A 26,901-nucleotide genomic window follows, 5' to 3' on the forward strand; every position below is an offset into this window, starting at 1 on the left:
CGTGGGCGACCGCCTCGTGGACTCACAAGTCTCATCCTGTGAATGTCGCCCGAGCCCAGCGGGTAGGTTTGCCTCCTAACAATGCACGCTTGACGCAATAGGGAGACAGGGGTCATGGCGCCCTACCTGCTCGGCCTCCGCCTCGATGGGCGGCGTGTGCTCGTGGTCGGAGGCGGACGCGTCGCTCAGCGACGGGTCCCCGCACTGCTCGACGCTGGCGCCTCCGTCACCCTGGTCTCGCCCGGTGTCACCCCGGCGCTTGACGACCTCATCGCCGCCGGGCGGGTGACCTGGGAGCGGCGGCCCTACCAGGTCGGCGACTGCGACGGCGCCTGGCTGGTGCACGCCTGCACCGACCACCGCGACGTCAACACCGCGGTCGCCGCCGAGGCCGAGGCCAAGCGCATCTGGTGCGTGCGGGCCGACGACAAGGACGCCTCCGCGGCCTGGACCCCCGCCAGCGGGCGGGTGGACGAGGTCGGCGTCGCGGTCACCGCGGGCGGCGACCCCCGCCGCGCGGCCGGCATCCGCGACGCGATCGTGGGCGCGCTGCGCGACGGCACCGTGGACGCCCGGCGGCATCGCACCAAGCCGGTCGGCGTCGCGCTGGTGGGCGGCGGTCCGGGCGACCCCAGTCTGATCACCGTGCGGGGACGCCAGCTCCTGGCCCAGGCCGACGTGGTCGTGGCCGACCGCCTCGCGCCGCGCGCGCTCCTGGACGAGCTGTCGCCCGACGTCGAGCTGATCGATGCGGCGAAGGTGCCGTACGGCCGGTCGCTGTCCCAGGAGAAGATCAACGATCTGCTCATCGAGCACGCCCGCAAGGGCAGGTTCGTCGTGCGGCTGAAGGGCGGCGACCCGTTCGTCTTCGGTCGCGGCGGCGAGGAGATGATCGCCTGTGCCCGGGCGGGCATCCCGGTGACCGTGGTGCCCGGGATCACCAGCGCGGTCGCGGTCCCCGGCGCCGCCGGAGTCCCGGTCACCCATCGCGGGGTGAGCCAGGAGTTCCACGTCATCTCCGTGCACGTCGCGCCCGGCGACCCCAGGTCCACCGTCGACTGGCCCGGATTGGCGAGATCGACGGGAACCCTGATACTTCTCATGGCGGTCGAACGGATCAAGGAGATCGCCGAAACGCTGGTCCGAGACGGACGTTCACCGGAAACTCCCGTGATGGTGGTACAGGACGGTACTCTTCCGACCCAGCGAGCCGTTGCCGCGACGCTGTCGACCGTGGCGGAACGGGTGACCGCGGCCGGAGTGCGGCCTCCGGCGATCGTGATCGTCGGCGAGGTCGTCAAGGTCGGCCAGGAGATCGAAATGGTGCGAGCGGAGCGGGTCCCGTGAGATCGGCAGCCAGGAACACGCCCGACCACGGGGCCGGTGCGGGTTCCGGCGACGCCGTGACCGAGGAGCGGGACATCGAGGAGCCGTACGCCGGGCAGCCGGACGCCGGGCAGCTGGACGCCGAGGAGCACCCGGAGTCGCCGGGTGAGCAGACCATCGCGTTCCGCCCGATCCGCGACGACGAGCCCGCGCCGTCCGCGCCGTCCGTCGCCGACGCGGCCGAGGACGCCCCCGTACGGCCCGACGGGGAATCCGGGGGCGAGCCGGCCGACGGCGACGGCGAACAGGACGCGGAAGACCCGGCAGACGCCGTCGATGCCGAGGACGCGCAGAACCCCGAGGACTCGGAGGGCCTTGAGGACGACTCGGACGGCGCCGCGGATGCCGAGGACGCCGAGGACGCAGAGAACGACTCGGAGAGCACGGAGGACGTCGCCGACGAGCACGAGCCCGACGGTGATCGGGTCCGTTCGTTCCCGATGCCGGAGCCGGTCTCCGCGGCGCTGACCGAGGCGCTCAACCAGCTCCGTACGGCGGTGAAGGGCCTGCACTTCGGTCTCGACGTGCCGGGCTCCGAGGAGGCGCGCAAGGCGCAGGCGGCGGTCCTTGCACAGCTCGACGACTACGTCATCCCGCGCGTTCACACGAGCACCGCGCCCGCGCTGATCGTCCTGGCCGGTTCGACGGGGGCGGGCAAGTCCACCATCGTCAACTCGCTCGCCGGGGGGAAGGTCTCGGCCACGGGAGTGCGCCGCCCGACCACGGCGACGCCCGTGATCGTCTGTCATCCCGACGACCACGAGTGGTACGCGCGAGGCGACCTCCTCGGCGGCCTGAAAAGGCTCGAAGAACCCACGAGGGACGCCCCGCCTGGCAGCGTGGTGCTGACGTCGAGCCCGTCCCTGCCCCGGGGACTCGCGCTGCTCGACACCCCCGACATCGACTCGGTCGTGGAGGAGCACCACGAGATCGCGCACCGCATGCTGGACGCCGCCGACCTGTGGGTATTCGTCACCACGGCGTCCCGGTACGCCGACGCGCCGTCCTGGGGCCTGCTGCGCCGGGCCAAGGAGCGCGGGGCGCGCCTGGTCATCGTGCTGTCCCGCGTGCCCCCGCGGTCGCGCGAGGTCGTCGTCAAGCACTTCGGCCGGATGCTGAACGAGTACGGCCTGGGCGAGGTCGACCGCTTCGTCATCAACGAGACGTCCGTACAGGACGGGCGGCTGCCCGAGATCGAGATCGCGGATCTCCGCATATGGCTGTCCGCGCTGTCGGTCGACGACGAGCGGCGCGAGGCGGCGGTCAAGTCGACGCTGAACGGCGTGCTGAACAGCTTCCGCACGCGGCTGCCCGCGCTCGCCCGGCACCTCGAGACCCAGGTCGCCCTGCGCGCGGATCTACGCTCCGACGTCGACGCGGCCTACATGGGCGCCCTGGCGCGGATCGACGAGGCGACCAGGGACGGCTCGCTGCTGCGCGGCGAGGTGCTCGCGCGGTGGCAGGACTTCGCCGGCTCGGGCGACCTCATGCGCACGCTCCAGCTGCGCCGTGGCGCCAAGGGGCACCAGCAGGGCCCCGAGCGGGTGCGCGGGCTGAGGACGGCCCTGCGGGCGGGCCTCGAAGCGCTGGTCAACTCGGCCGTCCAGCAGGCCGCGGAGGAGGTTGTGGCGCGCTGGAGGCAGCGGGCGGGCGCGGGCGACCGCCTGGCCGCGACACCGGGGCTCGGCCGCCCGGCGGAGGAGATCGCCCGCAGGACCACCAGGACCATCACCGCCTGGCAGGACCACGTCACCGAGCTGATCCGCACCGAGGGTGTGACCAAGCGGTCGGTGGCGAAACTGATCTCCTTCGACGTGGAGTCGCTCTCGCTGATCTTCATGATCGGCCTGCTCGGCTACGGCGCCACCGACGCGCCGGCGGGCGCGGGCACCGGCGCACTGCCCCAGCGGCTGCTGCGCGGCCTGCTCGGCGCCGAGTCGCTGCGCAACATCAGCGCCAAGGCCCGCAGCGACCTGCGCGCCCGCGTCGGCCTGCTCTTCGACGAGGAGACCCTTCGATACGTCGACGCGCTCGACAGCGCCGGCATCCCGGACGAGGCCGCGGCGACGCGGCTCTACCAGGCAACGTACAACCTCGAGGTCGCACGATGACGGAGCCGATCCGGCAGATCACGCCCGGGCACGTCTCCGGCACCACGGTGAGGAATCCATGACGGCTGTCAGCACCGCCGAAACGCAGCACGGACTCGGCTCCAGGCTCGCCGCCCTGGCCAAGATCGTCGAGCTGGGACAGGGCAGGCTCGACCCGGCGCTGGTCACGGAGGCCGCCCAGCTCCTGCTGCGCGCGGGCGACCGGCTCAAGCTGTCGTCCGACCACACGGTCGTCGCGCTCGCCGGCGGCACGGGCAGCGGGAAGTCGTCCCTGTTCAACGCCGTCTCCGGGCTGGAGCTCTCGCCCATCGGCGTACGCAGGCCGACCACGGCGCGCACCCACGCCTGTGTGTGGGGCATCGACGGCGCGGGCCCGCTGCTCGACTGGCTGCAGATCCAGTGGCGGCACCGGTTCGCCCGCGCCAGCGCCCTCGACAAGGGCGAGAGCCAGCTGCACGGGCTGATCCTGCTCGACCTGCCCGACCACGACTCGATCCGCGCGCTCACCGACCACGAGGCCCACCGGCTGATCCAGGTGGCCGACCTCATCGTGTGGGTGCTCGACCCGCAGAAGTACGCCGACGCCTCGGTGCACCGGCGTTACGTGACCGAGCTGACCGGGCACGACGCGGTGACGGTCTTCGTGCTGAACCAGTCCGACCGGCTCACCCCGGAGGAGCAGGCGGAGTGCGTGGCCGACCTGGAGGACCTGCTCCGGCGTGAGGGCGTCGCCCATCCTCGCGTGGTCGCGACGTCCGCCACCACCGGCAGGGGCGTCGACAGCCTGAAGGCCGTCCTCGCCGAGTCCGTGGCCGCCCGGCGTGCGGCCTACCAGCGCCTGGAGGCCGACCTCGACCGGCTGGTGCCGCGCCTGCTGAAGGACGTGCCGGAGTTGCTGCGAGTGGAGCCCGCGGTGGACGGCGCGCGGCGTGCCGGGCTGGTCGACGCGCTGTGCGACGCGATCGGCGTCTCCGCTCTCGGCGAGGCCCTCGAGAACGTGTACGCGGTCCGGTCCGCCGACTGGGTCGGCTGGCCGTACGCGCGCTGGGCGGCCAGACTGCGGCCCGACCCGCTCAAGAGCCTGCGCCTGGGGGCCGTGAAGGACGACATCCGCGGCCTTGTCGCGAGCTCGGTCACCGCTCAGCCCGCCGAGGTGGACAACGCGGTGCAGGCGCTCGCCGACGGGCTGACGACCGGCATGCCGGAGGTGTGGCGCGACGGCGTGCGCGAGGCGGCCCGCTCGCGGGTGGACGAACTCCCCAAGGCGCTGTCGGACGAGCTGTCGGAGGTGGCTCCGCCGCTCGACCGGGTGCCCGCCTGGTGGTGGCTGCTGAAGATCTGGCAGTACCTCCTGGTGGTCATGTTCGTCGCGAGCCTCGCCTGGGCGGGCGCGATCCTCGCGTACGGCGTGTTCAAGGCGGGCCGTCCGCCGGCTGAGGTGCTCGGCGACGTGGCCGTGCTGCCCTGGGTGGGGCTGATGATGATCAGCGTCCTCGGGCTCGGCCTGTTCTCGGCCATGGCGAGCAGGAACTTCGTGGTGCTCGCCGCGGGCAAGGAACGCGACCGGCTGGAGCACGACATGAGACGCCGGGTGGGCGTCCTGGCGCAGGACATGGTCGTGCAGCCGATCGAGCGTGAGCTGAACCGCTACAACGAGTTCTTCGGCGCGATGGCGGCCGCCCGGCGCTGAACGCCTGCCGCCGCACGGACGCCGCCCCAGGCCGAACGGCCTGCCGCCCGCCTGCGGACGAGCAGGCGGCCGGGCGCGTTGTCCACAGGCGCGGCTTCGTCCACAGAACGGGTTTCTGGCCCGCGAGACGGTGGGGAGCGCGGCCAGTGTGTCCCCGGAGCCCGGCGAGTGACCGGGCCGGGGAGGCACTTCGATGAACGACATCTACGTCACGCTGAGCGGGAACGTCACCGACGACCCCAGGCAGTACCAGTTCCGCGACGGCTCGCGTGTCACCTCGATGCGGATGGCCGTCAACAGGCGCGTCCTCGACCAGCAGACCAACACCTGGCAGACCAGGGACACCACCTACTACACCGTGCGCTGCTATCGGGGGCTGGCGGACAACGTGCAGCAGTCGATCCGCAAGGGCCACCCGGTCGTGGTGTACGGCAAGCTGCGGATCAAGCAGTTCGAGCGCGACGGCGAGCAGCGGTTCTGGGCGGAGATCGAGGCCGGCTCGGTGGGCCATGACCTGAAGTGGGGCATCGCCACGTTCGAGAAGCCGATCCGGGCCTACTCTGCGGGCGCGCCGAGCGACGGCGAGCGCCAGGCGATGGAGGACGCGACGCGGGAGTGGGAGCTGACCGGTCACACCGGCCCCGGTGGAGCCTCCGTCGCCGACGCGGGCGGCGACGAGGCGTTCGACGCCCTCATCGGCGAAAGAGGCACGAACGACGCGGGCCTGCCGGTCCCGGGAGCGCGGGCGATCGCCGGCGTCCGCCCCGCCGGCGGAGCCTGGCAGGGCGACGAGCCATCGCGGACCGGCGGCACAGAGGAGTCCGGCACGGAGGAGAGCGGCACGCAGGAGACCGGCACAGGGGAGACCGGCACAGGGGAGACCGGCATGGAGGATGACGCGACGGAAAGCGGGACGGACGGGGCGACGGACCCGGAGCGCGGCCTGCGGGAAAGCGACGAGGCCGCCTGGCTCCCGCCCGCGCTGGCGGCCTAGCAGTCCGGTTCGGGCACAGAGCCCAGGGTTCGGACAGAGCTTGAGGTTCGGACAGAGCTTGAGGTTCGGACAGAGCTTGAGGTTCGGACAGAGCTTGAGGTTCGGACAAAGCTTGAGGTTCGGACACAGAGCAGTGCGATGCGCGTGACCTCCGAGCGACTCACGCATGTCCGGCGGCGGCTGGAGGTGCCAGCCGCTGAGCTTCCGCCCCTTTGGCCCGCCGGGATCCGGCGGGCCAAAGGGCCAAAGCGCTCCGCTACGCGTCCCCGCTCCCGCCCTGCCGGATCGCCCCCGGTCATAATCGGCTCATGGGGAAGAGCTATGAGCGGATAGACGGTAGATTGCGCGCCTTCATCGAGGCGCAGCGCATCTTCTTCACCGCGACCGCGCCGCTGGACGGCGAGGGCACCGTCAATCTTTCGCCCAAGGGCCTGACCGGCTCGTTCGCCGTGATCGACGAACTCACCGTGGCCTACCTGGATTTCGCCGGCAGCAACGCCGAAACGATCGCCCACCTGCGCGAGAACGGCCGCATCACCCTGATGTGGTGCGCCTTCGACGGCCCTCCCAATATCGTGCGGGTGCACGGTCGCGGAGAGCCGGTCTTCCGCGACGATCCACGGTGGGCCGGCCTGATGCGCCACTTCCCGGACATCGACCCGAGCCGGCACGGCCTGCGCGCGATCATCGTCGTGACCGCCGAGAAGATCCGTGACACGTGCGGGTACGCCGTCCCGTTCATGTCGTATGAAGGGGACCGCCCGCTGCACGGCTCGCGGTTCGAACGCGAGACCGACGAGTCGCTCGACGCGTACTTCCACAAGAAGGAGCACATCGCGACCAGCATCGACGGCCTGCCGGGTCTGCCTCTGCCGCTGCCGCCGCTTCCCCGCACCACGTAATCCCCGGCGGGCGGAGCCGGTCTGCTCGCCGCCCGAGACGAGATCTCAGAGGCTTCGCGGGGCCCCGGCTAGGTGATCCAACAGCGGGTCGCGCAAACCGCCGCAGATGCCTCCTTAGGCCATCAGATGCAGATGGCCATCGTGCCAAGGTAGCGGTTCCCGTCGCGCATCGCACACTCCGCAACTATTGTGTTACTCATCGTGAGATGGGCTTCGGCTACTGGGGGGGCGGGATGACGGCAACCGGTCAGACCTCGGCCAGGCCGCGAAGCGCGATCTGCTGGCGAAGTCGATGGCCGCTGCTGGCCCAGCCGCCCGCCCTCGTGTCCTATGTGTGCGCGATCGTGGCGTTCGACGCGGTCCTGATCGCGGTGCTGGCGAAGTCGACCCCGTTCCACGCTCACCACCTCACCATGTTCGGGGCGCTCACCGTGTGCGGCGCGGTGTGCATCGAGGCGACCCGCCGTCTCGGCATGCCCGCCGGTGTGTCCCGTGACCTGCTGTCCGCGTGGTGGTTGCCGGTGGCGTTCCTGCTTCCGCCGGTCTACGCCCTGCTCGCGCCCATACCGATGCAGATCCTGCTGCAGCTCAGGGTCCGGGCGACCGTGCTGTACCGCCGCGTGTTCAGCGCGGCGGCGATCGGGCTCGCGGCGGCCTCCGCCTCGGCCGTCTTCCATCGCTCGGTCCCCGTCCCCACGCGCCTGTCGGCGGGGGAGGGCGAGCCGATCGCGGTCGCGGCGGCCTGCGCGGTGCTGTTCACGGTCCTCAACACCGCGCTGATCGCTGTCGCGGCGCACGCGTCCGACCCGGAGGGCCGCTGGGGCGAGGTCCTGTGGGACCGCGAACGCGTCCTGCTCGACGCGGTCGAGCTCTGCCTCGGCGTCCTCGTCGCGGTCGTCTGCGGCCTCAACCTGGCGCTGCTGCTGCTCGTCCTGCCGCCCGTCGTGCTGCTCCAGCGGAGCCTGCTGCACGCCCAGCTCCAAGCCGCGGCCCGTACGGACCCGAAGACGGGGCTGTTGAACGCGGCCGCCTGGCAGCGGGAGGCGGACACGGAGATCGTCAGGGCCCAGCGGACCGGCGACGCTCTCGCGCTGGTCCTGGTGGACATCGACCACTTCAAGAAGGTCAACGACACCTACGGCCACCTGGTGGGCGACCAGGTCCTCGCCCAGGTGGCGGCCACCCTCCGCACGCAACTGCGCGAATACGACGTGGTGGGGCGGTTCGGCGGCGAGGAGTTCGTCGTGCTGCTGCCCGGCGCCGACGTGCACGAGGCGAGGCGGGTGGCCGAACGGCTGCGCACCCGGGTGGGCCGGATGGTGGTCCCCGCCGAGCAGGCGACGGTCACGGTCACCGTCTCCGCCGGGGTGGCCATCATGAACGTTCACGGTGAGGACCTGATCGAGCTGCTGGCCGCCGCCGACCTCGCCCTCTACCGCGCCAAAGAGCTCGGCAGGGACAGGGTCTGCCTCCCAGCCGCCCCACTGGCCCCACCTCCTCGCAGCGCGGACGGCGCTGCCGGTGCGATCCCCTAGGCTTGAAGGTATGCCGGAGTACATCTACACGTTGCAGCGCGTGCGCAAAGCGCACGGTGACAAGGTGGTCCTCGACGACGTCACGCTGTCGTTCCTGCCGGGGGCCAAAATCGGCGTCCTGGGCCCGAACGGCACGGGCAAGTCGACGCTGCTCAAGATGATGGCGGGGCTGGAGCAGCCGTCCAACGGCGAGGCCCGGCTGATGCCCGGCTTCACGGTCGGCATCCTGCTGCAGGAGCCGTCGCTCAACGAGTCGAAGACCGTGCTCGGGAACGTCGAGGAGGGCGTCGCCGAGACCAAGGCGATGCTCGACCGGTTCAACGAGATCGCCGAGCAGATGGCCACCGACTACAGCGACGAGTTGCTGGAGGAGATGGGCCGCCTGCAGGACGCGCTCGACCACCGCAACGCCTGGGACCTCGACAGCCAGCTCGAGCAGGCCATGGACGCGCTGCGCTGCCCGCCGCCCGACGCCGAGGTGGCCAAGCTCAGCGGTGGCGAGCGGCGCCGGGTCGCGCTGTGCAAGCTGCTGCTGGAGCAGCCCGACCTGCTGCTGCTCGACGAGCCCACCAACCACCTCGACGCCGAAAGCGTCCAGTGGCTGGAGCAGCACCTGGAGAAGTACCCCGGCACCGTCCTGGCCGTCACCCACGACCGTTACTTCCTCGACAACGTGGCCGGCTGGATCCTGGAGCTCGACCGCGGCCGGTGCTACGCCTACGAGGGCAACTACTCCACCTACCTGGAGGCCAAGGCCGCGCGTCTGAAGGTCGAGGGCCAGAAGGACGTCAAGCGCAAGAAGCGCCTGGAGGAGGAGCTGCAGTGGGTGCGCTCCAACGCGCGCGCCCGCCAGACCAAGAGCCGCGCCCGTCTCCAGCGCTACGAGGAGATGGCCGCCGAGGCCGACAAGTACCGCAAGCTCGACTTCGAGGAGATCCAGATCCCGCCGGGCCCGCGCCTGGGCACGACGGTCATCCGGGCCGAGAAGCTGAGCAAGGGCTTCGGCGACCGGCTGCTGATGGACGAGCTGTCCTTCGACCTGCCGCGCAACGGCATCGTCGGCATCATCGGCCCGAACGGCGTCGGCAAGACCACGCTGTTCCGGATGATCACGGGGTCCGAGACTCCCGACACCGGCGCCATCACGATCGGCGAGACCGTCAAGATCTCCTATGTCGACCAGAGCAGGGCCGGCATCGAGCCGAACAAGAACGTCTGGGAGGTCGTCTCCGACGGGCTCGACCACATCAAGGTCGGCAACGTCGAGATGCCCTCGCGGGCGTACGTCGCGGCGTTCGGCTTCAAGGGCCCCGACCAGCAGAAGCTCGCGGGCGTCCTGTCGGGCGGCGAGCGCAACCGGCTCAACCTCGCGCTCACCCTCAAGCAGGGCGGCAACGTGCTGCTCCTGGACGAGCCCACCAACGACCTCGACACCGAGACGTTGTCCAGCCTGGAGAACGCGCTGCTCGACTTCCCGGGCTGCGCCGTGATCACCTCGCACGACCGGTGGTTCCTCGACCGCATCGCCACCCACATCCTGGCGTGGGAAGAGGGCTCGAACTGGTTCTGGTTCGAGGGCAACTACGCCGACTACGAGAAGAACAAGGTCGAGCGCCTGGGTGCGGACGCCGCCCGCCCCCACCGCGTCACCTACCGCAAACTCACCCGCGACTGAGCCGGGCTTTCCTCGCGCCGTCCACGGGCCTGCGTCCCCCGCCGCCGAGCGGGGGACGCAGGCCCGTTAGGTTTGACCGGTGACCGAGCTACGCCATCCTCCAGAGCAGCTGACCCGCTTCGTCTTCGAGCGCAAGGTGCGCTTCGCCGACATCGACAGCTTCGGCCACGTCAACAACGTCCGCTTCCTCGACTACCTGGAGGACGCGCGGGTGTCCATGCTGTGGGAGCGGCCGCGTGAGGTCGCCGGCCGCAGGCAGGACCTGGTGGTCGCCCGGCATGAGATCGACTATCGGAGGCCCCTGACCTTCCGCCCCGATCCCGTCCGCGTCGAGGTGTGGGTCACCGAGATCTCCAGGGTGCGGTTCACCCTCGCGTACGAGATCCGCGACGACGACACGCTCTATGTCGAGGCACGCACGGTCATGGTCGCCTACGACGCGGCCGCGGCCCGCCCTCGCAGGCTCGACGAGGACGAGCTCGCGTATCTCAAGCGGTTCTCCGCCGGCGCTCCGTGACCGGCCGCGGCGGCCGGAGCCGGCGGCCGGTCCGGAGGCGGGGCGAGGTCAGCCGGTGAGCAGCCAGGCCGCCGTGTCGGCGGGAAGGGCGGTGCCGTCGAGCGTGCCGCTGGTGACGAGCACCTGGTCGTGGGGCGGGAGCGCCACGGCGCCCTCGCCGCAGTTGATCACGCAGAGCAGCCGGCCCCGCTGGAAGAACAGCGTCTCCTCCGGCGACTCCAGCCAGGCGATCGCGTCGGGCAGCGTGCCGCGCAGCTCGCGCCGTGCCTGCAGCACCCGCCGGTAGAACCACAGCGTTGAGGACGGGTCGGCCGCCTGCCGTTCGGCCGTGAGGTCCGCCCAGTCCGTCGGCTGCGGCAGCCACGACCCGCCGGGCCCGAAGCCGTACGGCGGCTCGGTGCCCGACCAGGGCAGCGGCACCCGGCAGCCGTCGCGGCCCGGCACTTCGCCGTTCGACCGCGCGAAGATCGGGTCCTGCCGCGCCTCCGGAGGCAGGTCGGTGACCTCGGGCAGCCCGAGCTCCTCACCCTGGTACAGGTAGGCCGACCCCGGCAGGGCGAGCATGGCGAGCAGCGCCGCCCGGGCCCGTGCCAGACCGGCCCCGGGGTCGAGCGACCCCTGGCCGTAGCGGGTCACGTGCCGAACGACGTCGTGGTTGGACAACACCCAGGTCGGTGAGGCGACGGCCTTGAGGGTGTCGTCGATGACCTTCCTGAAGGCCGTGGCCGACCAGGGGGCCTCCAGCCAGGCGAAGTTGAAGCTCTGGTGCAGCTCGTCGGGCCGCACGTACAACGCGAGGTCCTCGGCCGAGTCGGTCCAGACCTCGCCGACGGCGACGCGGGTGCCGGGATAGGAGTCGAGCACCCGCCGCCAGTCGCGATAGACGTCGTGCACCTCGGGCTGACTCCAGATCGGCGACTTCGAGGTGAAGCCCGGATCGGTGTCGGGCAGTCCCTCCGCCTTGATCAGGCCCATCGCGACGTCGATCCGGAAGCCGTCCACCCCCCGGTCGAGCCAGAACCGCAGGATGTCGAGGAACTCCTCCCGCACCTCGGGGTTGCGCCAGTTGAAGTCGGGCTGCTCGGGCGCGAAGAGGTGGAGGTACCACTGCCCGTCGGGGATCTGGGTCCACGCCGGGCCCCCGAAGGTCGACAGCCAGTTGTTCGGCTCTCCGTGGCCGCTTCCGCCGCCCTCGGGACCGCCGTCCCTGAACATGTACCGCTCGCGCTCCTGGGAGCCCCTGGGGGACGCCAGGGCCTTCTGGAACCAGGGGTGGGCCGACGAGCTGTGGTTCGGCACGATGTCCACCATCAGCCGCAGGCCGTGCGCGTGCGCGTCGGCGACCAGGTCGTCGAAGTCGGCCAGCGATCCGAACAACGGATCGACGTCGCGGTAGTCCGCCACGTCGTAGCCGCCGTCGGCCATGGGGGAGGGGTAGAAGGGGGTCAGCCAGATCGCGTCGACGCCGAGCTCGGCGAGGTACGGCAGGCGGTCGCGGATTCCCGCCAGGTCGCCCGTACCGTCGCCGGAGGCGTCGGCGAAACTGCGGACATAGATCTCATAGACAACGGCATCACGCCACCAGGGGGTTGTTTCCATGAGTCTTGGGCTGCCCGCTGCTTCCGTTACTTATGCGTTGACCATGCTGTGGGCGGCGTAGACGAGGTAGTCCCACAGTTGCTGTTCGCGCTCGGCCGGCAGGTCGAGGGAGCGCAGGGCGTCGCCCATGTGCCTGAGCCAGGCGTCTCGTGCCGCCTCGTCGATGACGAACGGCACGTGCCGCATCCGCAGCCGGGGGTGGCCGCGCTGCTCGCTGTAGGTCCTCGGGCCGCCCCAGTATTGGATGAGGAACAGCCGCAGCCGCTCCTCCGCGCCGCTGAGGTCCTCCTCGGGGTACATCGGGCGCAGCAGGGGGTCTTCCGCGACGCCCTTGTAGAACCGGCGGACGAGGCGCTCGAAGGCCTCCTCGCCGCCGATCGCCTCGTAGAAGGACAGGGTCTGCTCGCTGGTCACGATCTCAGCCTAAGTCAGCTACCGATAGGTAAGGTCAGGCGGCGAAGGTGAGGCTCTTCTCATCGAAGGCCCGCTTCACCCGCAGGCGCAGCTCACGGGCCACCTCCAGGTGCCGCGCCGGCACGGTCTTCACGCTGATCCGGAAGATGACGGACGAGCCCGAGACCGACTCCAGGCCGAAGACCTGCGGCTCCTCGACGATGACCGTGTCCCGGTAGTCCGGGTCCTCCCACATGTCGTGTGCGAGGCCGTTGAGCAGCTCGCGGACCGTCGCCACGTCGCTGTCGTACGGCACCGGCACGTCCACAAGGGCCCTCGACCAGCCCTGCGACTCGTTGCCGATCCGGGTGATCGTGCCGTTGCGCACGTACCAGACCTTCCCGTCGGCGTCGCGCAGGCGGGTGATGCGCAGCGTGACGGCCTCCACCGTGCCGACGGCCACCCCGGTGTCGATCACGTCGCCCACGCCGTACTGGTCCTCCAGCAGCATGAACATGCCGGCGATGAAGTCCTTGACCAGCTCCTGGGCGCCGAAGCCGACCGCCACACCGATGATGCCGACGCTCGTGAGCAGCGGCGCCAGCTCGACCCCGAGCTTCGCGAAGATCATCAGCGCCGCGGTGCCCAGGATCACGACGGACGCGAGGCTCCGCAGCACCGAGCCCATCGTCTCGGCGCGCGCCCTACGGCGCTCCGTCATGATCGCCGCAGCGGCTTCCGTACTGGTCAGCACGGACTTGCCGCGCAGCCGCTCCGGCAGCACGCCGACGCTGGCTCGTACGGTGAGCCGGGTGATCAGCCGGTGCACGACGTTCCGGATGATCAGTGCTCCGGCCAGGATGAGGGCGATCAGCAGCAGCACGTCCACGATGCCCGCCACGAGCTGCACCCAGGCGGGAAAGGTTCTGCCCGGCAAGGTGCTGTTCAGGATCGTGCAGAAGATGCCCTCGTTGTTAGCGCACGCCTCCGACACCTTCGCGACCATCGCATCCGCGTCGGGCACGATGGTCGGCTCAGGGCTGGGCGTCGCGGGCGACAGCGGTAACACGAGGTGGATCCCCCCCGGATCGGATCAGCGGCAGTTCTTGAACGTAGCCAATACTGCCGAGTGATCCGGCCTCCGTCACATCGCCGGGGAAGACGGAAGCGCGTCCCGTCCGGGGCCGCGGAGGGCGGACCGGACACGCTCCAGTGACGGTGTGGCAGGGCGCGGGCGCGCACCCGGAAGCGCGCCCGGCGCCGTTCTCCGAGCGGGGATCCCCCTCGATCACCGTCCGGCCCACCTGCTCGACAGGGCCGGACGGCGGTCCATGGCGACCGGCGATCCGGTCGGCCCGCCCGCGGCATGCGGACGGGGTCGGGGCGGGCGGGACGCCGCAGCGTCGCCGTCGCGCCGGGGCGGCGCGACGGCCACGCTCCGCACCGGGCGTCCTGCCCGCCCCCTGAGGCCGCGGTGGATGCGGCGGCCCACGGCGACTGCGCCTGTGCTTTCACACTGGGGGCCGCCGCCTTCCCCTACTCGCTCACCGCGGCAAGCACGCGGGCCACCTTCGTGGCCGCTCCGGCGGGGTCGTCCGCCCGGTGCATCCGCTCACCCCAGGACCACCAGTAGTCGGCCGCCTGGCAGACGACGTTCTCCGTGAGGCTCGTCGCGTCGGGGTTGATCACGCGTACGTAGGCGCGGCCCGACGGGGTGCGCACGACTCGCGCGAGTAAGCCCCGCGCGTCGAGTTCGGCCACCAGATGTTCCAGGTGCCGGAAATCGTCCTCCCCCACCGTAGGTCCTCCTTCATTTCCGTTCACGGGCGGAATGTGCACTTTGCGTTCTCGTCTGTTCACTCTGGTGCGCCAAAGATGGCTCACAGAAGTGCTCGGGTCAACGAGGGCGAGAAGCCGTTGAGGTGGAGGAAAACCCATGTTGGTTGAAAGAAAACCCCCATCGGGAGACGATCCTTAGTCGGCACGTTCAAGTTGGGGGCTTGGCCGCGCCAACTATGGTCCATCATTATGGTGTGGTCGGAGTGCGACGAGTAAGTCACTCTCCGTCACGAAGCGAGGACCGCTCGAGACCACGGGCTGCGAGTGCGGCCGGCCACGAGAGAGGGGCCGGAATGTCCGGCAGGCAACACAGGGAGACGGAGATCGCGCGCCGGATCCGGGCGCGGGGCCTGGCCACCGGGCGCAGCCTGGCCGAGATCGCCGAGGAGATCCACAACGACTGCGGGCCGCAGTTCGGCACGACTCGGATCAAGGCACATCGCCTCTCGCACGGCGTGGCGCTCGCCGACGTGATCGAGCAGGTGCGCGCGCTCTTCGAGAGGGACGGAAAAGCCGTCCCCGGCATCGGCGAGACGCTACTGTCCGCGTACGAGTCGGGCATGAAACGGCCCGGCCCGGAGTATCTCCACTACCTGTGCTCGGTCTACCGGGTGGAACCTCTGGCCCTCGGGTTCGAAAGCCCGTGCATCTGCGGCCATGGACACCTGGCCGAACCAGGTGGCGGGGACTCAGAACAGGACAGACCCATCACTTCACCCGCTCCGTGGGGTGCGCCGGCCCCGTCGGGCGGCGGCAGCCATCCGGTGGACGGGGGCGAGGAGGACGAGAACGTGCTACGGAGGACGCTGTTGAGGCTCCTCGCCGGCGGCACCGTCGGGGCGGTTGGGCTCAAGGAGCTCAACGAAGAGGTGCTCGGCGCGGTGGAGAACCTCCGCCGGCGGATGGACGAGACCATGGTCACGGCCACCGTCTCGCCGGCGATGCTCGACCAGTGGGAGCAGGCCACGACCGGCTTCGGGCGGCAGTACATGAACACTCCGCCCGTACGGCTGCTCTGCGACGTCATGCTGGAGTTCACCGCCGTACGCAAGGCCCTGGACCGCAGGCAGCCCATCGACGTGCAGGAGCGGCTGTGCCGGATGGCCGCCCAGCTGGCCGGGCTCTCGGGGATGATCATGATCGACCTCGGGGACCAGCGGATGGCCCGCTCGTTCTTCCGCACCGGCCGGATGGCGGCGGACGAGACCGGCGACCGGGCCCTGCGCGCCTGGATCACCGCCCGCGAGGCGCTGGTCCCGCTCTACTACGGCGACCCGCGTGAGGCGCTCACGCTGGCGAAGAAGAGTCGCGACCTGGCCGGCCACACCCCCTGCGCCGCGCGGACCATGGCGCCCGTGGTCGAGGCGAGGGCACTGGCGAAGATCGCCGGTGTCAACGGCTCGCGGCACGAGGTGGTCGAGCAGGCCAAGCGGGCCCTGCACCGCGCCAGAGCCGCCTTCCAGCAGATGAACGACAGTGACCGGGAGGACCCGGCCTTCGGCTACACCGAGCGGCAGCTCTACTTCTACCAGGGCGACGTCCTGGTGAAGCTGGGGCAGACCGTGGAGGCCGACGTGATCCTGCAGCAGGCGCTCGACAAGTACACGGACGAGGACCTGCTCGACCAGACCCTGATCCGCTTCGACCGGGCGCTGTGCCGGCTCATCGACGGGGACGTCGAGGCCGCGCTCAAGCTGGGCCAGGAGGCCATCGAGCTGGTCGACAAGGACTACCGGACCGATCTGCTGCTCAAGCCCGCGTACGACCTGGAGAAGGCCGTCAGGGCCAAGTACGGCGACTCGCCCCAGTTGCAGGCCTTCCGCGAGGTGGTCAAGCAGAGCCGGGTCACGATCCCGCCGGAGCTGCTCCGGGACGCCGGGTGACGTGGGGACCGAGGAGGACGTGTGGCAGGAGACGCGCTGGCGGGAGATCTCAAGCCGGGAGATCCCGTGAGAGGCGGGGAGAGCGGGCCCGCGCCGCTGAGGATCCGGCGATACCGCTGGTCCGACCTCGACGCGGTGTGGTCTCTTCATCAGATCGGCCTGGCCCAGGTGGGCGTCGTGCCGGGTGACGGCGTCTACTACGACGACGACTTCCCCCGGATCACGGAGGTCTACCTGGCCGCCGGGGGCGACTTCCTGGTGGGAGAGGTGTCCGGGGCGGGGCTCGTCGCGATGGGCGGCCTGCGGCGCATCGACGCCGACACGGCGGAGATGTGCCGGCTCCGGGTCCACCCCGATCACCAGCGGCGCGGCTACGGCGCGGCGATCACGCAGGAACTCGAGGATCGGGCGCGCCGGCTCGGCTACAGGATGTTGCGCGGCGACACCACCCTGCGCCAGGTGGCCGCGCTGGAGCTCTACCGCAAATCCGGCTGGCGGGAGCTGCGGCGCGAGGTACGCGGTGACAACGTGGTGATTTATATCGAGAAGCAGCTAAATGGTGTAGTGTCTCCGCTTTTCTCCCGATAGATAATGCTTCCATCCCTTGGCGGATAGCTGATCCCTGCGAATACTTGTGCCTTGTCCGCAAGAGTGGGGAAAGAGGCATGATGAAGAAGATCATTATCCGTAAGCCGGGGACGACCAAGCTCAGCGGCACCTCGAGCGTCATCCACAAGGGGTGAGGGACCACCCGAGCCACATCTGGGTCCGGGGAGACCTCTCCCGGGACCGCGTGGCGGCCCTCCACGCTCTTGCCTCGGAGGTGCCGTCTCCCGTGGCGCCCGTCGTCAACGGGCACCGCCGGTTGCGCGGTCCGTACACGATCGGTGGCGCGATCCTGCGCGCCCTCGTCCCGGTCGCCTTGGAGCGTTCCCCGGGCCTGGTGGCGGAACACGACATCGAGATCCGCGCCGTCGCTCCCAGTCTGCGCCCTCTGGTGCCCGCGCGGCGGCAGACCATCGAGGGCCGTCTGACGGAGGACGAGCGGATCCTCGTGCCCGCGCCACGCCGGACGCTGCGAATCGCCAACGGGATCGCCGAGTTCGTCCGCGACTGCCTCGAAGAGCCGCGGACGCTGCTGGTGGACAACCTGCACGAGGCGGATCCGGCCGACCGCGAACTGCTGATCGTCCTGGCGCGCCGGGTGCCGGCCCTGACGCTGGCCCTGGGTTCCGCGGAACCCCAATGGGAGGGCGTGCGGCTGGTGGAGGCCCGGGCCCAGGGCGGTCCGCCCGACGACTACGTCGCCTCGGACTGCACCTCCGACGATCCCCGGGCCTACCGGGCGTACCTGTCGCTGCCGCCGGAGGAACGGGCGCGCCGGCACGACCGGCGCGCCGCCGAGCTGAGCAGCGGCGCCGCGGCCGCGGAGCACGCGCTGGGCGCGGTGCCGTATCACCTGGAGCACGGCGGCGACCGCGACGCGGCGGCGCGGTCCCTGTGGGCGGCGGTGGACCACTGCGTCACCGAAGGCTTCCTGCACGCGGTCGTGGAGCTGGGCGTGCGCGGCCTGCGGCTGGTGGAGCCGGGGTCCGACCTGTGGTGGCGCTTCACCCACCGCACGGCGACCGCCCTGGCGGGGCTGGGCCGGCGGGCGCAGGCACAGGAGCTGTACGACCAGGCCCGGAGGGTCAGCGTCGATCCGGCCGTGCACGCCGCCGCCGCATACGGCACGGCGATGCTCGACGCGCGCGACCGCGATCCTGCGCGGCGCGACCTGGCCAGGGCCAGGGCCTGGATCAACGAGGCGATAGCGATCTCCACGCTGCTGCCCGACCGGCGGACCCGCGCCTTCAAACTCGGGTTCGACCAGAACGGCCGCGCGCTGATCGAGCTGCGGGAGGGGCGGGCCGACGAGGCGCTCGGCCTGGTGCAGTCGGCCATCGACCTGGCCGAGCGCGACCTTCCGCCGGACGCCCACCCCGTGCACCGGATGGTGCTGTTCGCCAACCGGGCGCAGCTTCTCGCGCGCATGGGCCGCAAAAAGGAGGCGCTGGCCGACTTCGACCGTGCCGTGGCGATCGACCCGGGCTTCCCCGACCACTATCTCGACCGGGGCAACCTGCTGTTCGAGATGGGACGTACGGACGAGGCGCTGGCCGACTACGAGACCGCGATGCGGGTGAGCCCGCCGCTGCCCGAGGCGTACTACAACCGGGCGGAGCTGCGCCTGGCCGCCGGGGACCTGGACGGCGCCAAGGCCGACCTCGACCACGTGCTCGACCTCGACCCCGGCTATCTCGACGCGTACGTCAACCGGGCCGGCGTGCTGGAGATGATCGGCGAGCACGAGGCCGCCAGGCGCGACGTCGAGGCGGGGCTCGCCCTCGACCCCGGCAACGCGCACCTGCACGGCGTGCTCGGGCAGCTGGAGACCGAGGCGGGCCGCTACGCGGAGGCCGCCCTGGCCTTCGACGCGGCGCTGGCCGCGGACGCCCGCCTGGCCTCGGCCTGGGCGAACCGCGCGACCCTGCGGTTCGAGACCGGCGACGCGCGGGGCGCCGTCGACGACCTGACCCGGGCGATCGAGCTGGGCGAGGACGCGGCTTTGTACTTCAACCGGGCCACCGCGCTCGACGCGCTCGGCCGGGGCCGTGAGGCGCTGCTCGACCTGCGCCGGGCGCTGGCGCTGGCCCCCGGCGACCCCGACGTACGCGCGGCGCTGGAGCGGCACGAGAAGGAGGGATGACGCGGGGGAGCGCTCACGGCGGGCGGCCGGCCGGTCGTCCCGCCGTCCCCGTTCCATCTGCCCGCACCCTCTGATGCGCTGGCCCTACCCTTGAAGCCGACACCGTCACCTGTCGAGGATCTGAGCATGAGCGCTGAATATGTGCTGACCCTGTCCTGCCCGGACCGGCCCGGAGTGGTCGCGGCCGTCTCCGGGCTGCTGGCCGGGAAGGGCTGCAACATCATCGAGAGCCAGCAGTTCGGCGACCCGGTCGAGGAGCGGTTCTTCATGCGCGTGCAGTTCTCCAGCGGGCGCGCCTTCGACGAGCTGCAGGCCGCGTTCGCCTCGCTCGCGTCGGAGTTCGCCATGGAGTTCCAGCTCTTCGACCTCGCGGTGCGGACGCGGGCGCTGGTGCTCGTCAGCCGGTTCGACCACTGCCTCAACGACCTGCTCTACCGGGTGCGCTCGGGCCTGCTGCCCATCGAGATCGTGGGCGTCGCGTCCAACCACCCCGACCTGCGGCCCCTCACCCAGTCGTACGGCGTGGACTACCACCACCTGCCGGTCACGGCGGACACCAAGCCGCGGCAGGAGGCGGAGATCCTCACGCTGGTCGACCACTATCAGGCCGACCTGGTCGTGCTCGCCCGCTACATGCAGGTGCTCTCACAGGAGATGTGCGCCAAGCTCGCCGGGCGAATGATCAACATCCACCACTCGTTCCTGCCGTCGTTCAAGGGCGCCAAGCCGTACCACCAGGCGTACTCCCGGGGCGTGAAGCTGATCGGCGCCACCGCGCACTACGTGACGCCCGACCTCGACGAGGGGCCGATCATCGAGCAGGAGGTCGCGCGGGTAAACCACACCCACTCGCCCGAGGACCTCGCCGCGATCGGCCGTGACCTCGAATGCCAGGCGCTGGCCCGGGCCGTCCGCTGGCACGCCGAACACCGCGTGCTGCTGGACGGCCACAAGACCGTCATCTTCCCGCGCTGACCTCTGCTCTGCGCCTCAGCCGACCTTCAGGCCGGTGTGCCGGGCCAGGAACGCGAGCTGGTCGGCCGAGAGTTCGACCGACCGGCTCACGGCCCTGGCGCCGTGCCCCACCTCGGTCTCGTTGCGCAGCAGGATCGGCCGGTCGCCCGCCTGGGCGTGCTGCAGGGCCGCCGCCATCTTCCACGCGTGCAGCGGGTGGACGCGGGTGTCGGAGGCGAACACGGCGAAGAGCGTGGCCGGGTAGGACACCCCCTCACGCACGCGGTGGTACGGCGAGTAGCTCCACAGCCAGGCGAACTCCTCCGGCACGTCGGCCGAGCCGTACTCGACGTTCCAGGTCGCCCCGAGACCGAACTTTTCATACCTCACCATGTCCAGCAGCGGGGCCAGGCAGACGACGGCGGCGTACAGGTCGGGGCGCTGAGTGAGCGCCGCGCCGACGAGCAGGCCGCCGTTGGAGCCGCCGGAGATGGCGAGCCGGTCCGGGCTGGTGACGCCGGTGGCGATGAGGTGCTCGGCCGCGGCGTGCAGGTCGTCGAAGACGTTCTGCTTCTTGCCGAGCATGCCGTCGCGGTGCCACTGCTCGCCCTCCTCGCCGCCGCCCCGAAGCTGGGCGACCGCGTAGACGCCGCCCGCCTCGACCCACGCCAGCGTCGTGGCGGAGAACCCCGGGTTCATCGGGACACCGAAGCCGCCGTAGCCGTACAGGATGGTGGGACGGGGCCCGGAGCCGGGGCGCGAGGTGATCAGCATGCGCACCTCGGTGCCGTCCTTGGACCGGTAGACCACCTGCTCGGTCGTCGCCTCGGGCACCTCCACCGCGCCGGGAGGCGCCTCCCAGAGGGAGGTCTCGCGGGTGAGCGCGTCGTAGTGGTACACCGCGGTCGGGGTGATGCCGTCGGTGTAGCTGAACCAGGCCTCGTGGCCGCCCTCCGGACGTTCGAAGATCCCTCCGATCGAGCCGAGCCCCGGCAGCGGGACCTCGCCGATCCGCTCACCGCTCTCCAAGGCGTGGACGGAGATCTCGCCGATCGCGTGCCGGGTCCAGCCGACGAGCAGAACAGGCTCGGCCATGCCGTCGAGGATCGCGAAGTCGGACAGCACCGCCTCGCGGTCCTCGGGGATCAGGTCGCGCCAGTGCTCGGGGCCGGGCGTCTCGGGAGAGGTGACGCAGACCCGCCCGCGCGGGGCGTCGAGGTCGGTGAAGACGTAGAGCCGGCCGTCGCGGCCGAAGTGGAGCCCGGTCTGGGCGTCGACGTCCTGCTGCACGGTGACCAGTTCCGGCGCCTGCGGCGACGAGGCGACCAGGTCGGCCACCCACAGGTCGTTGCGCGGGGCGGTGCCCCGCGAGGCGGAGACCGACAGCCACCTGCCGTCGAGGGAGACCGAGACTCCGTAGTAGTTGGTCTTCTCCAGGCCCTCGCCGAAGATCAGCACGTCGTCGTCGGGGGAGGTGCCGACGCGGTGCAGGTAGACGCGCCGGTGGAACTGCTCTTCGCCGGCCGGGACCAGCGAGGGCGCCAGCCTGCGGACGTAGTAGAACGCCTCGCCGCCGGGCAGCCAGGCCACGGGGGAGTAGCGGCAGCGGTCGATCGGGCCCTCGACGACCTCTCCGGTCGCCACGTCGACGACGTACAGGCGCGACTCCTCGTCACCGCCGACCGAGATCTGGTAGGCCAGCCGGTTGCCCTCCTTGTCCGGCTGATAGGAGTCGAGCGTGGTCAGGCCCGAGGGGTCGAGGGCGGTGGGGTCGAGCAGCACGCGCTCGCCGTCTCCGTCCGCGACGTACAGGACCGGGTGCTCCTGGTCGGGAGCCCGGCGGGTGAAGAAGCGGCGCTCGCCGCGCCAGGACGGCGTCCCCACCGACCCGGAGCGCAGCAGTTCGGCGATGCGTGTGCGGAAGTGGTCGCGACCTTCCAGTTCGGCGGACCGGAACAGGGTTTCCTGCGCGTCCAGCCACTCCTTCGTCGCCGGATCGTCCGGATCCTCCAGCCACCGGTACGGGTCGGGGACGGGCGTTCCGTGGAGATCGTCGACGATGTCGTCACGGCGGGCTGGTGGGTACGGCACTCGGCTCATGCTGGCACTTTAAATCAGCCGGACGACTGCGACGGTACATCGTCCGTACCCGGCCAAGACGGGAATAAAGGGGTGAACAGCTGGGCATACAAGCAGCAGGCGTTCCAGTCGTTCACCTCACGGACCCTTTTTATGGGGTGGCGAAGGGGCCGCCGAAAAGGCCACACTTTGGTGAAGGGCGGTGCCGTGGTGACGATCCGCTGGGCCGTCCGGCGGAGGTCCCTGTGACGGAAGCACCCGGGTCCCAACCGACGGGGCCACAACCCAGGCGCACAGCCGAGACCGCTGTGGAGGCCGGCTGATGCGCCAAGTCCTGCTACTCAACGCCACATACGAACCGCTGACCACGCTCTCCCTGCACCGGGCCGTCATCCTGGTGCTGCGAGAGAAGGCGGACGTCGTCCACCGTGACGGCCGGGGCGCGGTCCTGCGCTCGGCCACCCGCACGCTCGACGTCCCCTCGGTGATCCGGCTCCGGCGTTACGTCCGCATCCCCTACCGGACGCGCATCCCGCTCACCCGGGCGGCGCTGATGCGCCGGGACAACTTCCGCTGCGCCTACTGCGGCCAGCGGGCCGAGACCATCGATCACGTCATCCCGCGGTCCCGGGGAGGCCCCCACACCTGGGAGAACTGCGTCGCCTCGTGCATGCCGTGCAACCACAGGAAGGCCGACAGGCTGCTGGAGGAGATCGGGTGGGCGCTGCGCGTGGCCCCCGTGGTGCCGCACGGCGCGCACTGGCGGCTCATCGGCGCGCAACTCGACGGCGATCCGCAGTGGGCGCCCTACCTGTCGGAGACGGCGGCCTGACGGGTGACGTCATGAGGTGGACGATCACGGCCGACGTGGAGGAGTACGCCGCGGCGGCCGAGCCCTGGCTGCTGCGCGATCCCGTCCGCAACTCGGTCATGCTGACCGTGCTGCGCGGGATCCGCAGCGGGCAGTTCACGATCGACCCCCTGCTCGCCTGGCTGGAGGAGGGCGACACGGTGGCGGGGGCGGCCTGTCAGACGCCGCCCTATCCGCTCGCGCTGGGCGACGTCCCGCTCACGGCGCTTCCCCTGCTGGCGCGCGACCTGATCGAGATGGACCACGACGTGCCCGCGGCCGGCGGTCCGGTGGCCGTCGCCGAGGCGTTCGCACGCGCCTGGTGGCGGCCGGAGACACGCCGCCGGGCCGAGCGGCTCTACCGGCTCGGCGCACTGCGGGCTCCCTCCGCGCCGGGGAAGCCCCGCGTCGCCGGCCCCGACGACCTGCCGACGGCCGTGCGCTTCTTCCGGGAGTTCCAGCACGAGGCACACGCCGAGCGGACGGCAGATCCCACTCCGGTCGTCGCCGCGCGTGTCAACCGCGAGGAACTCGTCCTGTGGGAGGACGACGACCGGCCCGTGTCCATCGCCGGGGTCTCCGCGCCGATCGCCGGCATGTCGCGGATCGGGCCCGTCTACACCCCGCCCGGCCTGCGCGGACGCGGGTACGGCAGCGCCGTCACCCACGCGGCCAGCAGGAAGGCGCTCGACGACGGCGCCACCGAGGTGCTGCTGTTCACCGATCTCGGCAACCTCACGTCGAACTCCATCTACCAGCGGCTCGGCTACCGGCCCATCGCCGACTACGCCACCATCCACTTCGCCTGAGGTCCCCCCAGAGCGCTCGCGGTCGCGCGCCGAGCCTTAATCTGGACGCATGCCTCGCTATGACTACCGTTGCCGCGCGTGCGGGTCGACGTTCGAGCTCAACCGTCCCATGGCGGAGGCCGGCGATCGGGCGGTGTGCCCCTCCGGCCACGACGACACCGTGAAGCTGCTGTCCACCGTGGCCGTCACGGGCAGGGCGTCCGGGGCCTCCTCCGCCCCCCGCCCGGCGGGCGGCGCGGGTGGCGGTTGCTGCGGCGGTGGCTGCTGCGGCGCCTGAGCCCTGCTGTTTCCGGCTGGGCCCTGCTGTTTCCGGCTGGGCCGTGCTGGTTTGGCTGACTGTGCTGTTTTGGGTGAGCGTGCTGTTTTGGGTGAGCCGTGCTGTTTCCTGCCGCCCGGCGCGGGTCCTGCCGGTGCGGCCCGCGGGCGTGGGCGCCACGCCCGCGGGCCGGCGGGGTCAGGCCGCGGAGGGCCGTCTGGTGCGCGATCGCCGCTGGAACGGCAGGTAGCGCTGCGGCAGGTGGGCGCGGGCCGGCAGGTCGGTCGGCTCGACCGCCAGGATGCGGTCGAAGCGGAAGGCCCTGATCGACCGGCGCATGCGGCACCAGCCCACCAGGTACCAGAACTCGCCGTGGACCAGGCAGGTCACCGGCTCGACGTCGCGGACCGTCATCCGGCCCGCGGCGTCGTGATACTGGATGCGGATCACCAGGCGCGCGGTGATCGCGTTGGCCACCGCCCGCGCCCGCCGGGCGACGTCGGTGGGCAGCGGGGTGGTCAGGGTGGTCAGAGTCGTGGCGATGACGTCGTCGTCCAGATCGAGGTGCTCGAAAGCGTGGCGCAGACCGCGCCGGGCGGTTACCGACTGCGGGCCGGCGCCGAGATGAGCGAGCGACAGGGCGAGGGCGGCGAGTTCCTCGGCGGTCAGCGAGTGCCGAATGACGTTGGCCATACCCCGACAATAGCGACGAGGACTGACATTTTTCCGAACGCCTTCTCGGGAAAAGCGCTAGGTTGGCCTGTCCTCCCAGCCACCGTTTCCTGTCTGGGACGCTTGACCGCCGGCGTGGAAAACGGCTTTTCCCGCCCACACCGGCCACTGTAGTTTCTTCGGCGTGTATCCCGCCATCGAGCCGTACGAGCGCGGGCACATGGACACCGGCGACGGCCATCTCGTCTATTGGGAGGTCTGCGGGAACCCCGAGGGCAAGCCCGCGCTCGTCGTCCACGGCGGCCCCGGCTCGGGCTGCACCCCCGGCCGGCGCCGGGCCTTCGACCCCGCGCGCTACCGCATCATCCTGTTCGACCAGCGCAACTGCGGCCGGAGCCTGCCCCACGCGAGCGACCCGGCCGCCGATCTGACGACCAACACCACCCACCACCTGATCGCGGACATGGAGCGGCTGCGTGAGCACCTCGGAGTCGAGCGGTGGCTGCTCCACGGCGGGTCCTGGGGATCGACGCTCATCCTCGCCTACGCCGAGGCCCACCCCGAGCGGGTGTCGGAGATCGTCATCGCCGGCGTCACCATGACCCGCCGCTCCGAGATCGACTGGCTCTACCGGGGAGTCCGCCGGTTCCTTCCCGAGCAATGGCAGCGCTTCCGCTCCGGGGTTCCCGAGGACCGGCGTGACGGCGACCTGGTCGCCGCCTACGCGCGGCTGATGTCCGACCCCGACCCCGGCGTGCGGGCCAAGGCGGTTCGCGACTGGGTGGCGTGGGAGGACGCGGTGATCGCGCACGAGGTCAACGGCAAACCGGACGCCTACAGCGACCGGCCTTCCGACGCCCTGCATGCCTTCGTCAGAATCTGCACGCACTACTTCTCGAACGCCGCCTGGCTGGAGGAGGGTGTCCTGCTGCGCGACGCGCACAAGCTGGCCGGCATCCCCGGCGTGCTCGTCCACGGCCGCCTCGACCTCGGGGGACCGCTGGAGACCGCCTGGCAGCTCGCCCAGGCCTGGCCGGACGCGCGCCTGGTCGTGGTGGGCGACGCGGGCCACACCGGCAGCGACGCCACGCGCCGCGAGATCGGGGCGGCACTGGACGGCTTCGCGGGCGGATGACGCGCTGAAATTTTCACCGGCAGGGCTCCGCCGGAAATAACGGCAAGCAGGATATTCGAAACATTTCGCCGAATCACTCGTAGGAACTCCGCGATCGCTGCTGCATATCGGATTTCGGCCGCGCGATCGGCCGGCGGCGCGTTTCGGGCCCTCGGTGGAGGGCACTTTCAGCCGGCTCGGTGTTCCGGCCTGCCGAAAAAGCAGATGATTGACCGTTCCTGGGGGAGGTGGTGCATTCGCTGTGGCTGATTTCAGATGCGGGAGAAGGGACATCAATGTTCGCTGTGAATCCAGCCCGGAGGGTGCTCGCGCTCGGTGCGGCGCTCGTCACGACCGGCGTGCTGAGCCTGGCGCTCGCCCCCAGCCCTGCCATGGCCGGCACCGTCACGCTGCAGGCCACGGTGGACTGCCTCAACTACAACAGTTTCGGGGACACCAGGGACTGGTACCCCATCTCCCCGTCCGTCGGCGCCTCACCGTACGGCGGAGGAGGGGCGGTGCCCTACTCCAGCATGGTCGCGGTCCCGGCCACGCATTCCTGGCAGTTCGCGCAGACGCTGCCCAGTGGGACGACGTCCGTCAGCGTCTCCGCCAGGTGCAGCGAGGGCCATTCGTACGACCTCACCGGCTCCACGGCCGGCGTCAGCATTCCTGCGGGAACCACCACCGTGACCGCCACCTGGGCGTGCACGACGGCCCCGGTCTATCCCGGTCCGTGGATGACGAACTGCAGCGTGCAGTCGGTCTCCTACAGCTGACCGGTAGGAACACGTGGGGCCGCCTCCGAGGAGGCGGCCCCACACGACCTTAGGTCGTGTCTGACAAATCATGGCCCTGCTGCGCGTGGCCCAGGCGGCGCCTCGCTGCGTTGTC

General features: G+C 70.9%; 22 protein-coding genes and 1 pseudogene. 17 read left to right on the forward strand and 6 right to left on the reverse strand.

The genetic code is table 11. The features are described from left to right. Positions 1-114: 114 nt before the first annotated feature. The 8 genes from cobA to ABZ860_RS12205 all read left to right on the forward strand — a co-directional run bounded on the left by cobA (position 115) and on the right by ABZ860_RS12205 (position 10,810). Positions 115-1,347, forward strand: coding sequence for a uroporphyrinogen-III C-methyltransferase (gene cobA / locus ABZ860_RS12170; RefSeq protein ID WP_357218715.1), 1,233 nt, complete (start codon positions 115-117; stop codon positions 1,345-1,347). Next, entirely contained in the window at positions 1,344-3,497 is a 2,154-nt protein-coding gene (locus ABZ860_RS12175) for a dynamin family protein (RefSeq protein ID WP_357218717.1), read from the forward strand. The genes cobA and ABZ860_RS12175 overlap by 4 nt, the downstream gene beginning before the upstream one ends. 58 nt (positions 3,498-3,555) lie before the next feature. Continuing rightward, a complete protein-coding gene (locus tag ABZ860_RS12180; RefSeq protein ID WP_357218720.1) occupies positions 3,556-5,187 on the forward strand; it encodes a GTPase in 1,632 nt (543 codons plus the stop codon). 193 nt (positions 5,188-5,380) lie between these two features. Then, on the forward strand, positions 5,381-6,181 hold the full coding sequence (locus ABZ860_RS12185; protein WP_357218723.1) for a single-stranded DNA-binding protein: 801 nt from the start codon (positions 5,381-5,383) through the stop codon (positions 6,179-6,181). Between the two features lie 308 nt (positions 6,182-6,489). Continuing rightward, on the forward strand, positions 6,490-7,083 hold the full coding sequence (locus ABZ860_RS12190; RefSeq protein ID WP_357218726.1) for a pyridoxamine 5'-phosphate oxidase family protein: 594 nt from the start codon (positions 6,490-6,492) through the stop codon (positions 7,081-7,083). A gap of 233 nt (positions 7,084-7,316) precedes the next feature. After that, complete coding sequence (locus ABZ860_RS12195) at positions 7,317-8,618, forward strand: GGDEF domain-containing protein (RefSeq protein ID WP_357218729.1); 1,302 nt, start codon at positions 7,317-7,319, stop codon at positions 8,616-8,618. 10 nt (positions 8,619-8,628) lie between these two features. Then, positions 8,629-10,293: an energy-dependent translational throttle protein EttA gene (gene ettA, locus ABZ860_RS12200; protein ID WP_357218732.1), complete on the forward strand. Its 1,665-nt coding sequence runs from the start codon at positions 8,629-8,631 to the stop codon at positions 10,291-10,293. 79 nt (positions 10,294-10,372) lie between these two features. Further along, a complete protein-coding gene (locus tag ABZ860_RS12205; protein WP_357218735.1) occupies positions 10,373-10,810 on the forward strand; it encodes a thioesterase family protein in 438 nt (145 codons plus the stop codon). 48 nt (positions 10,811-10,858) lie between these two features. On the opposite strand, the gene ABZ860_RS12210 is transcribed toward ABZ860_RS12205, so the two are convergent. From ABZ860_RS12210 to ABZ860_RS12225, 4 genes and pseudogenes are all read right to left on the reverse strand, one after another. Next, entirely contained in the window at positions 10,859-12,409 is a 1,551-nt protein-coding gene (locus ABZ860_RS12210) for a glycoside hydrolase family 13 protein (protein ID WP_357218738.1), read from the reverse strand. Between the two features lie 36 nt (positions 12,410-12,445). Further along, positions 12,446-12,805 (reverse strand): annotated as a pseudogene (locus ABZ860_RS12215) (globin); the annotation flags it as partial. Positions 12,806-12,857: 52 nt separating this feature from the next. Further along, entirely contained in the window at positions 12,858-13,871 is a 1,014-nt protein-coding gene (locus ABZ860_RS12220) for a mechanosensitive ion channel family protein (RefSeq protein WP_357218741.1), read from the reverse strand. Between the two features lie 467 nt (positions 13,872-14,338). After that, complete coding sequence (locus ABZ860_RS12225) at positions 14,339-14,599, reverse strand: hypothetical protein (protein ID WP_142572173.1); 261 nt, start codon at positions 14,597-14,599, stop codon at positions 14,339-14,341. Between the two features lie 335 nt (positions 14,600-14,934). Between ABZ860_RS12225 and ABZ860_RS12230 the strand changes: the two genes are divergently transcribed. The 4 genes from ABZ860_RS12230 to purU all read left to right on the forward strand — a co-directional run bounded on the left by ABZ860_RS12230 (position 14,935) and on the right by purU (position 20,248). Beyond that, positions 14,935-16,524, forward strand: a complete 1,590-nt coding sequence (locus tag ABZ860_RS12230; protein ID WP_357218744.1) for an XRE family transcriptional regulator — start codon at positions 14,935-14,937, stop codon at positions 16,522-16,524. 21 nt (positions 16,525-16,545) lie between these two features. Then, positions 16,546-17,112, forward strand: coding sequence for a GNAT family N-acetyltransferase (locus ABZ860_RS12235; protein ID WP_357218747.1), 567 nt, complete (start codon positions 16,546-16,548; stop codon positions 17,110-17,112). Positions 17,113-17,359: 247 nt separating this feature from the next. Further along, positions 17,360-19,273, forward strand: coding sequence for a tetratricopeptide repeat protein (locus ABZ860_RS12240; RefSeq protein WP_357218750.1), 1,914 nt, complete (start codon positions 17,360-17,362; stop codon positions 19,271-19,273). 126 nt (positions 19,274-19,399) lie between these two features. After that, the gene (purU, locus tag ABZ860_RS12245; protein ID WP_357218753.1) at positions 19,400-20,248 is read left to right on the forward strand and encodes a formyltetrahydrofolate deformylase; all 849 of its coding nucleotides are present in this window, start codon (positions 19,400-19,402) and stop codon (positions 20,246-20,248) included. A 15-nt stretch (positions 20,249-20,263) separates the two neighbouring features. Here the strand turns inward: purU and ABZ860_RS12250 are convergent, their stop codons facing one another. After that, on the reverse strand, positions 20,264-22,327 hold the full coding sequence (locus tag ABZ860_RS12250; RefSeq protein ID WP_357218756.1) for a prolyl oligopeptidase family serine peptidase: 2,064 nt from the start codon (positions 22,325-22,327) through the stop codon (positions 20,264-20,266). A gap of 301 nt (positions 22,328-22,628) precedes the next feature. On the opposite strand from ABZ860_RS12250, the gene ABZ860_RS12255 reads away from it, so the two are divergent. The 3 genes from ABZ860_RS12255 to ABZ860_RS12265 are packed head-to-tail and all read left to right on the forward strand — an operon-like array spanning position 22,629 to position 24,242. Beyond that, on the forward strand, positions 22,629-23,138 hold the full coding sequence (locus ABZ860_RS12255) for an HNH endonuclease (RefSeq protein WP_079317868.1): 510 nt from the start codon (positions 22,629-22,631) through the stop codon (positions 23,136-23,138). A gap of 11 nt (positions 23,139-23,149) precedes the next feature. Next, a complete protein-coding gene (locus ABZ860_RS12260) occupies positions 23,150-23,965 on the forward strand; it encodes a GNAT family N-acetyltransferase (RefSeq protein WP_357218759.1) in 816 nt (271 codons plus the stop codon). A gap of 49 nt (positions 23,966-24,014) precedes the next feature. Next, entirely contained in the window at positions 24,015-24,242 is a 228-nt protein-coding gene (locus ABZ860_RS12265; protein WP_357218762.1) for a zinc ribbon domain-containing protein, read from the forward strand. Positions 24,243-24,419: 177 nt separating this feature from the next. On the opposite strand, the gene ABZ860_RS12270 is transcribed toward ABZ860_RS12265, so the two are convergent. Continuing rightward, entirely contained in the window at positions 24,420-24,914 is a 495-nt protein-coding gene (locus ABZ860_RS12270; RefSeq protein ID WP_079317866.1) for a WYL domain-containing protein, read from the reverse strand. Positions 24,915-25,077: 163 nt separating this feature from the next. Here ABZ860_RS12270 and pip point away from each other — a divergent pair, with 163 nt between their 5' ends. After that, a complete protein-coding gene (gene pip, locus ABZ860_RS12275) occupies positions 25,078-26,028 on the forward strand; it encodes a prolyl aminopeptidase (protein WP_357218765.1) in 951 nt (316 codons plus the stop codon). Positions 26,029-26,303: 275 nt separating this feature from the next. Then, positions 26,304-26,786, forward strand: coding sequence for a hypothetical protein (locus tag ABZ860_RS12280; protein ID WP_357218768.1), 483 nt, complete (start codon positions 26,304-26,306; stop codon positions 26,784-26,786). Positions 26,787-26,901 lie beyond the last annotated feature (115 nt).

The sequence above is a fragment of the Microbispora sp. NPDC046973 genome (assembly GCF_040644495.1).
Lineage (GTDB): Bacteria > Actinomycetota > Actinomycetes > Streptosporangiales > Streptosporangiaceae > Microbispora.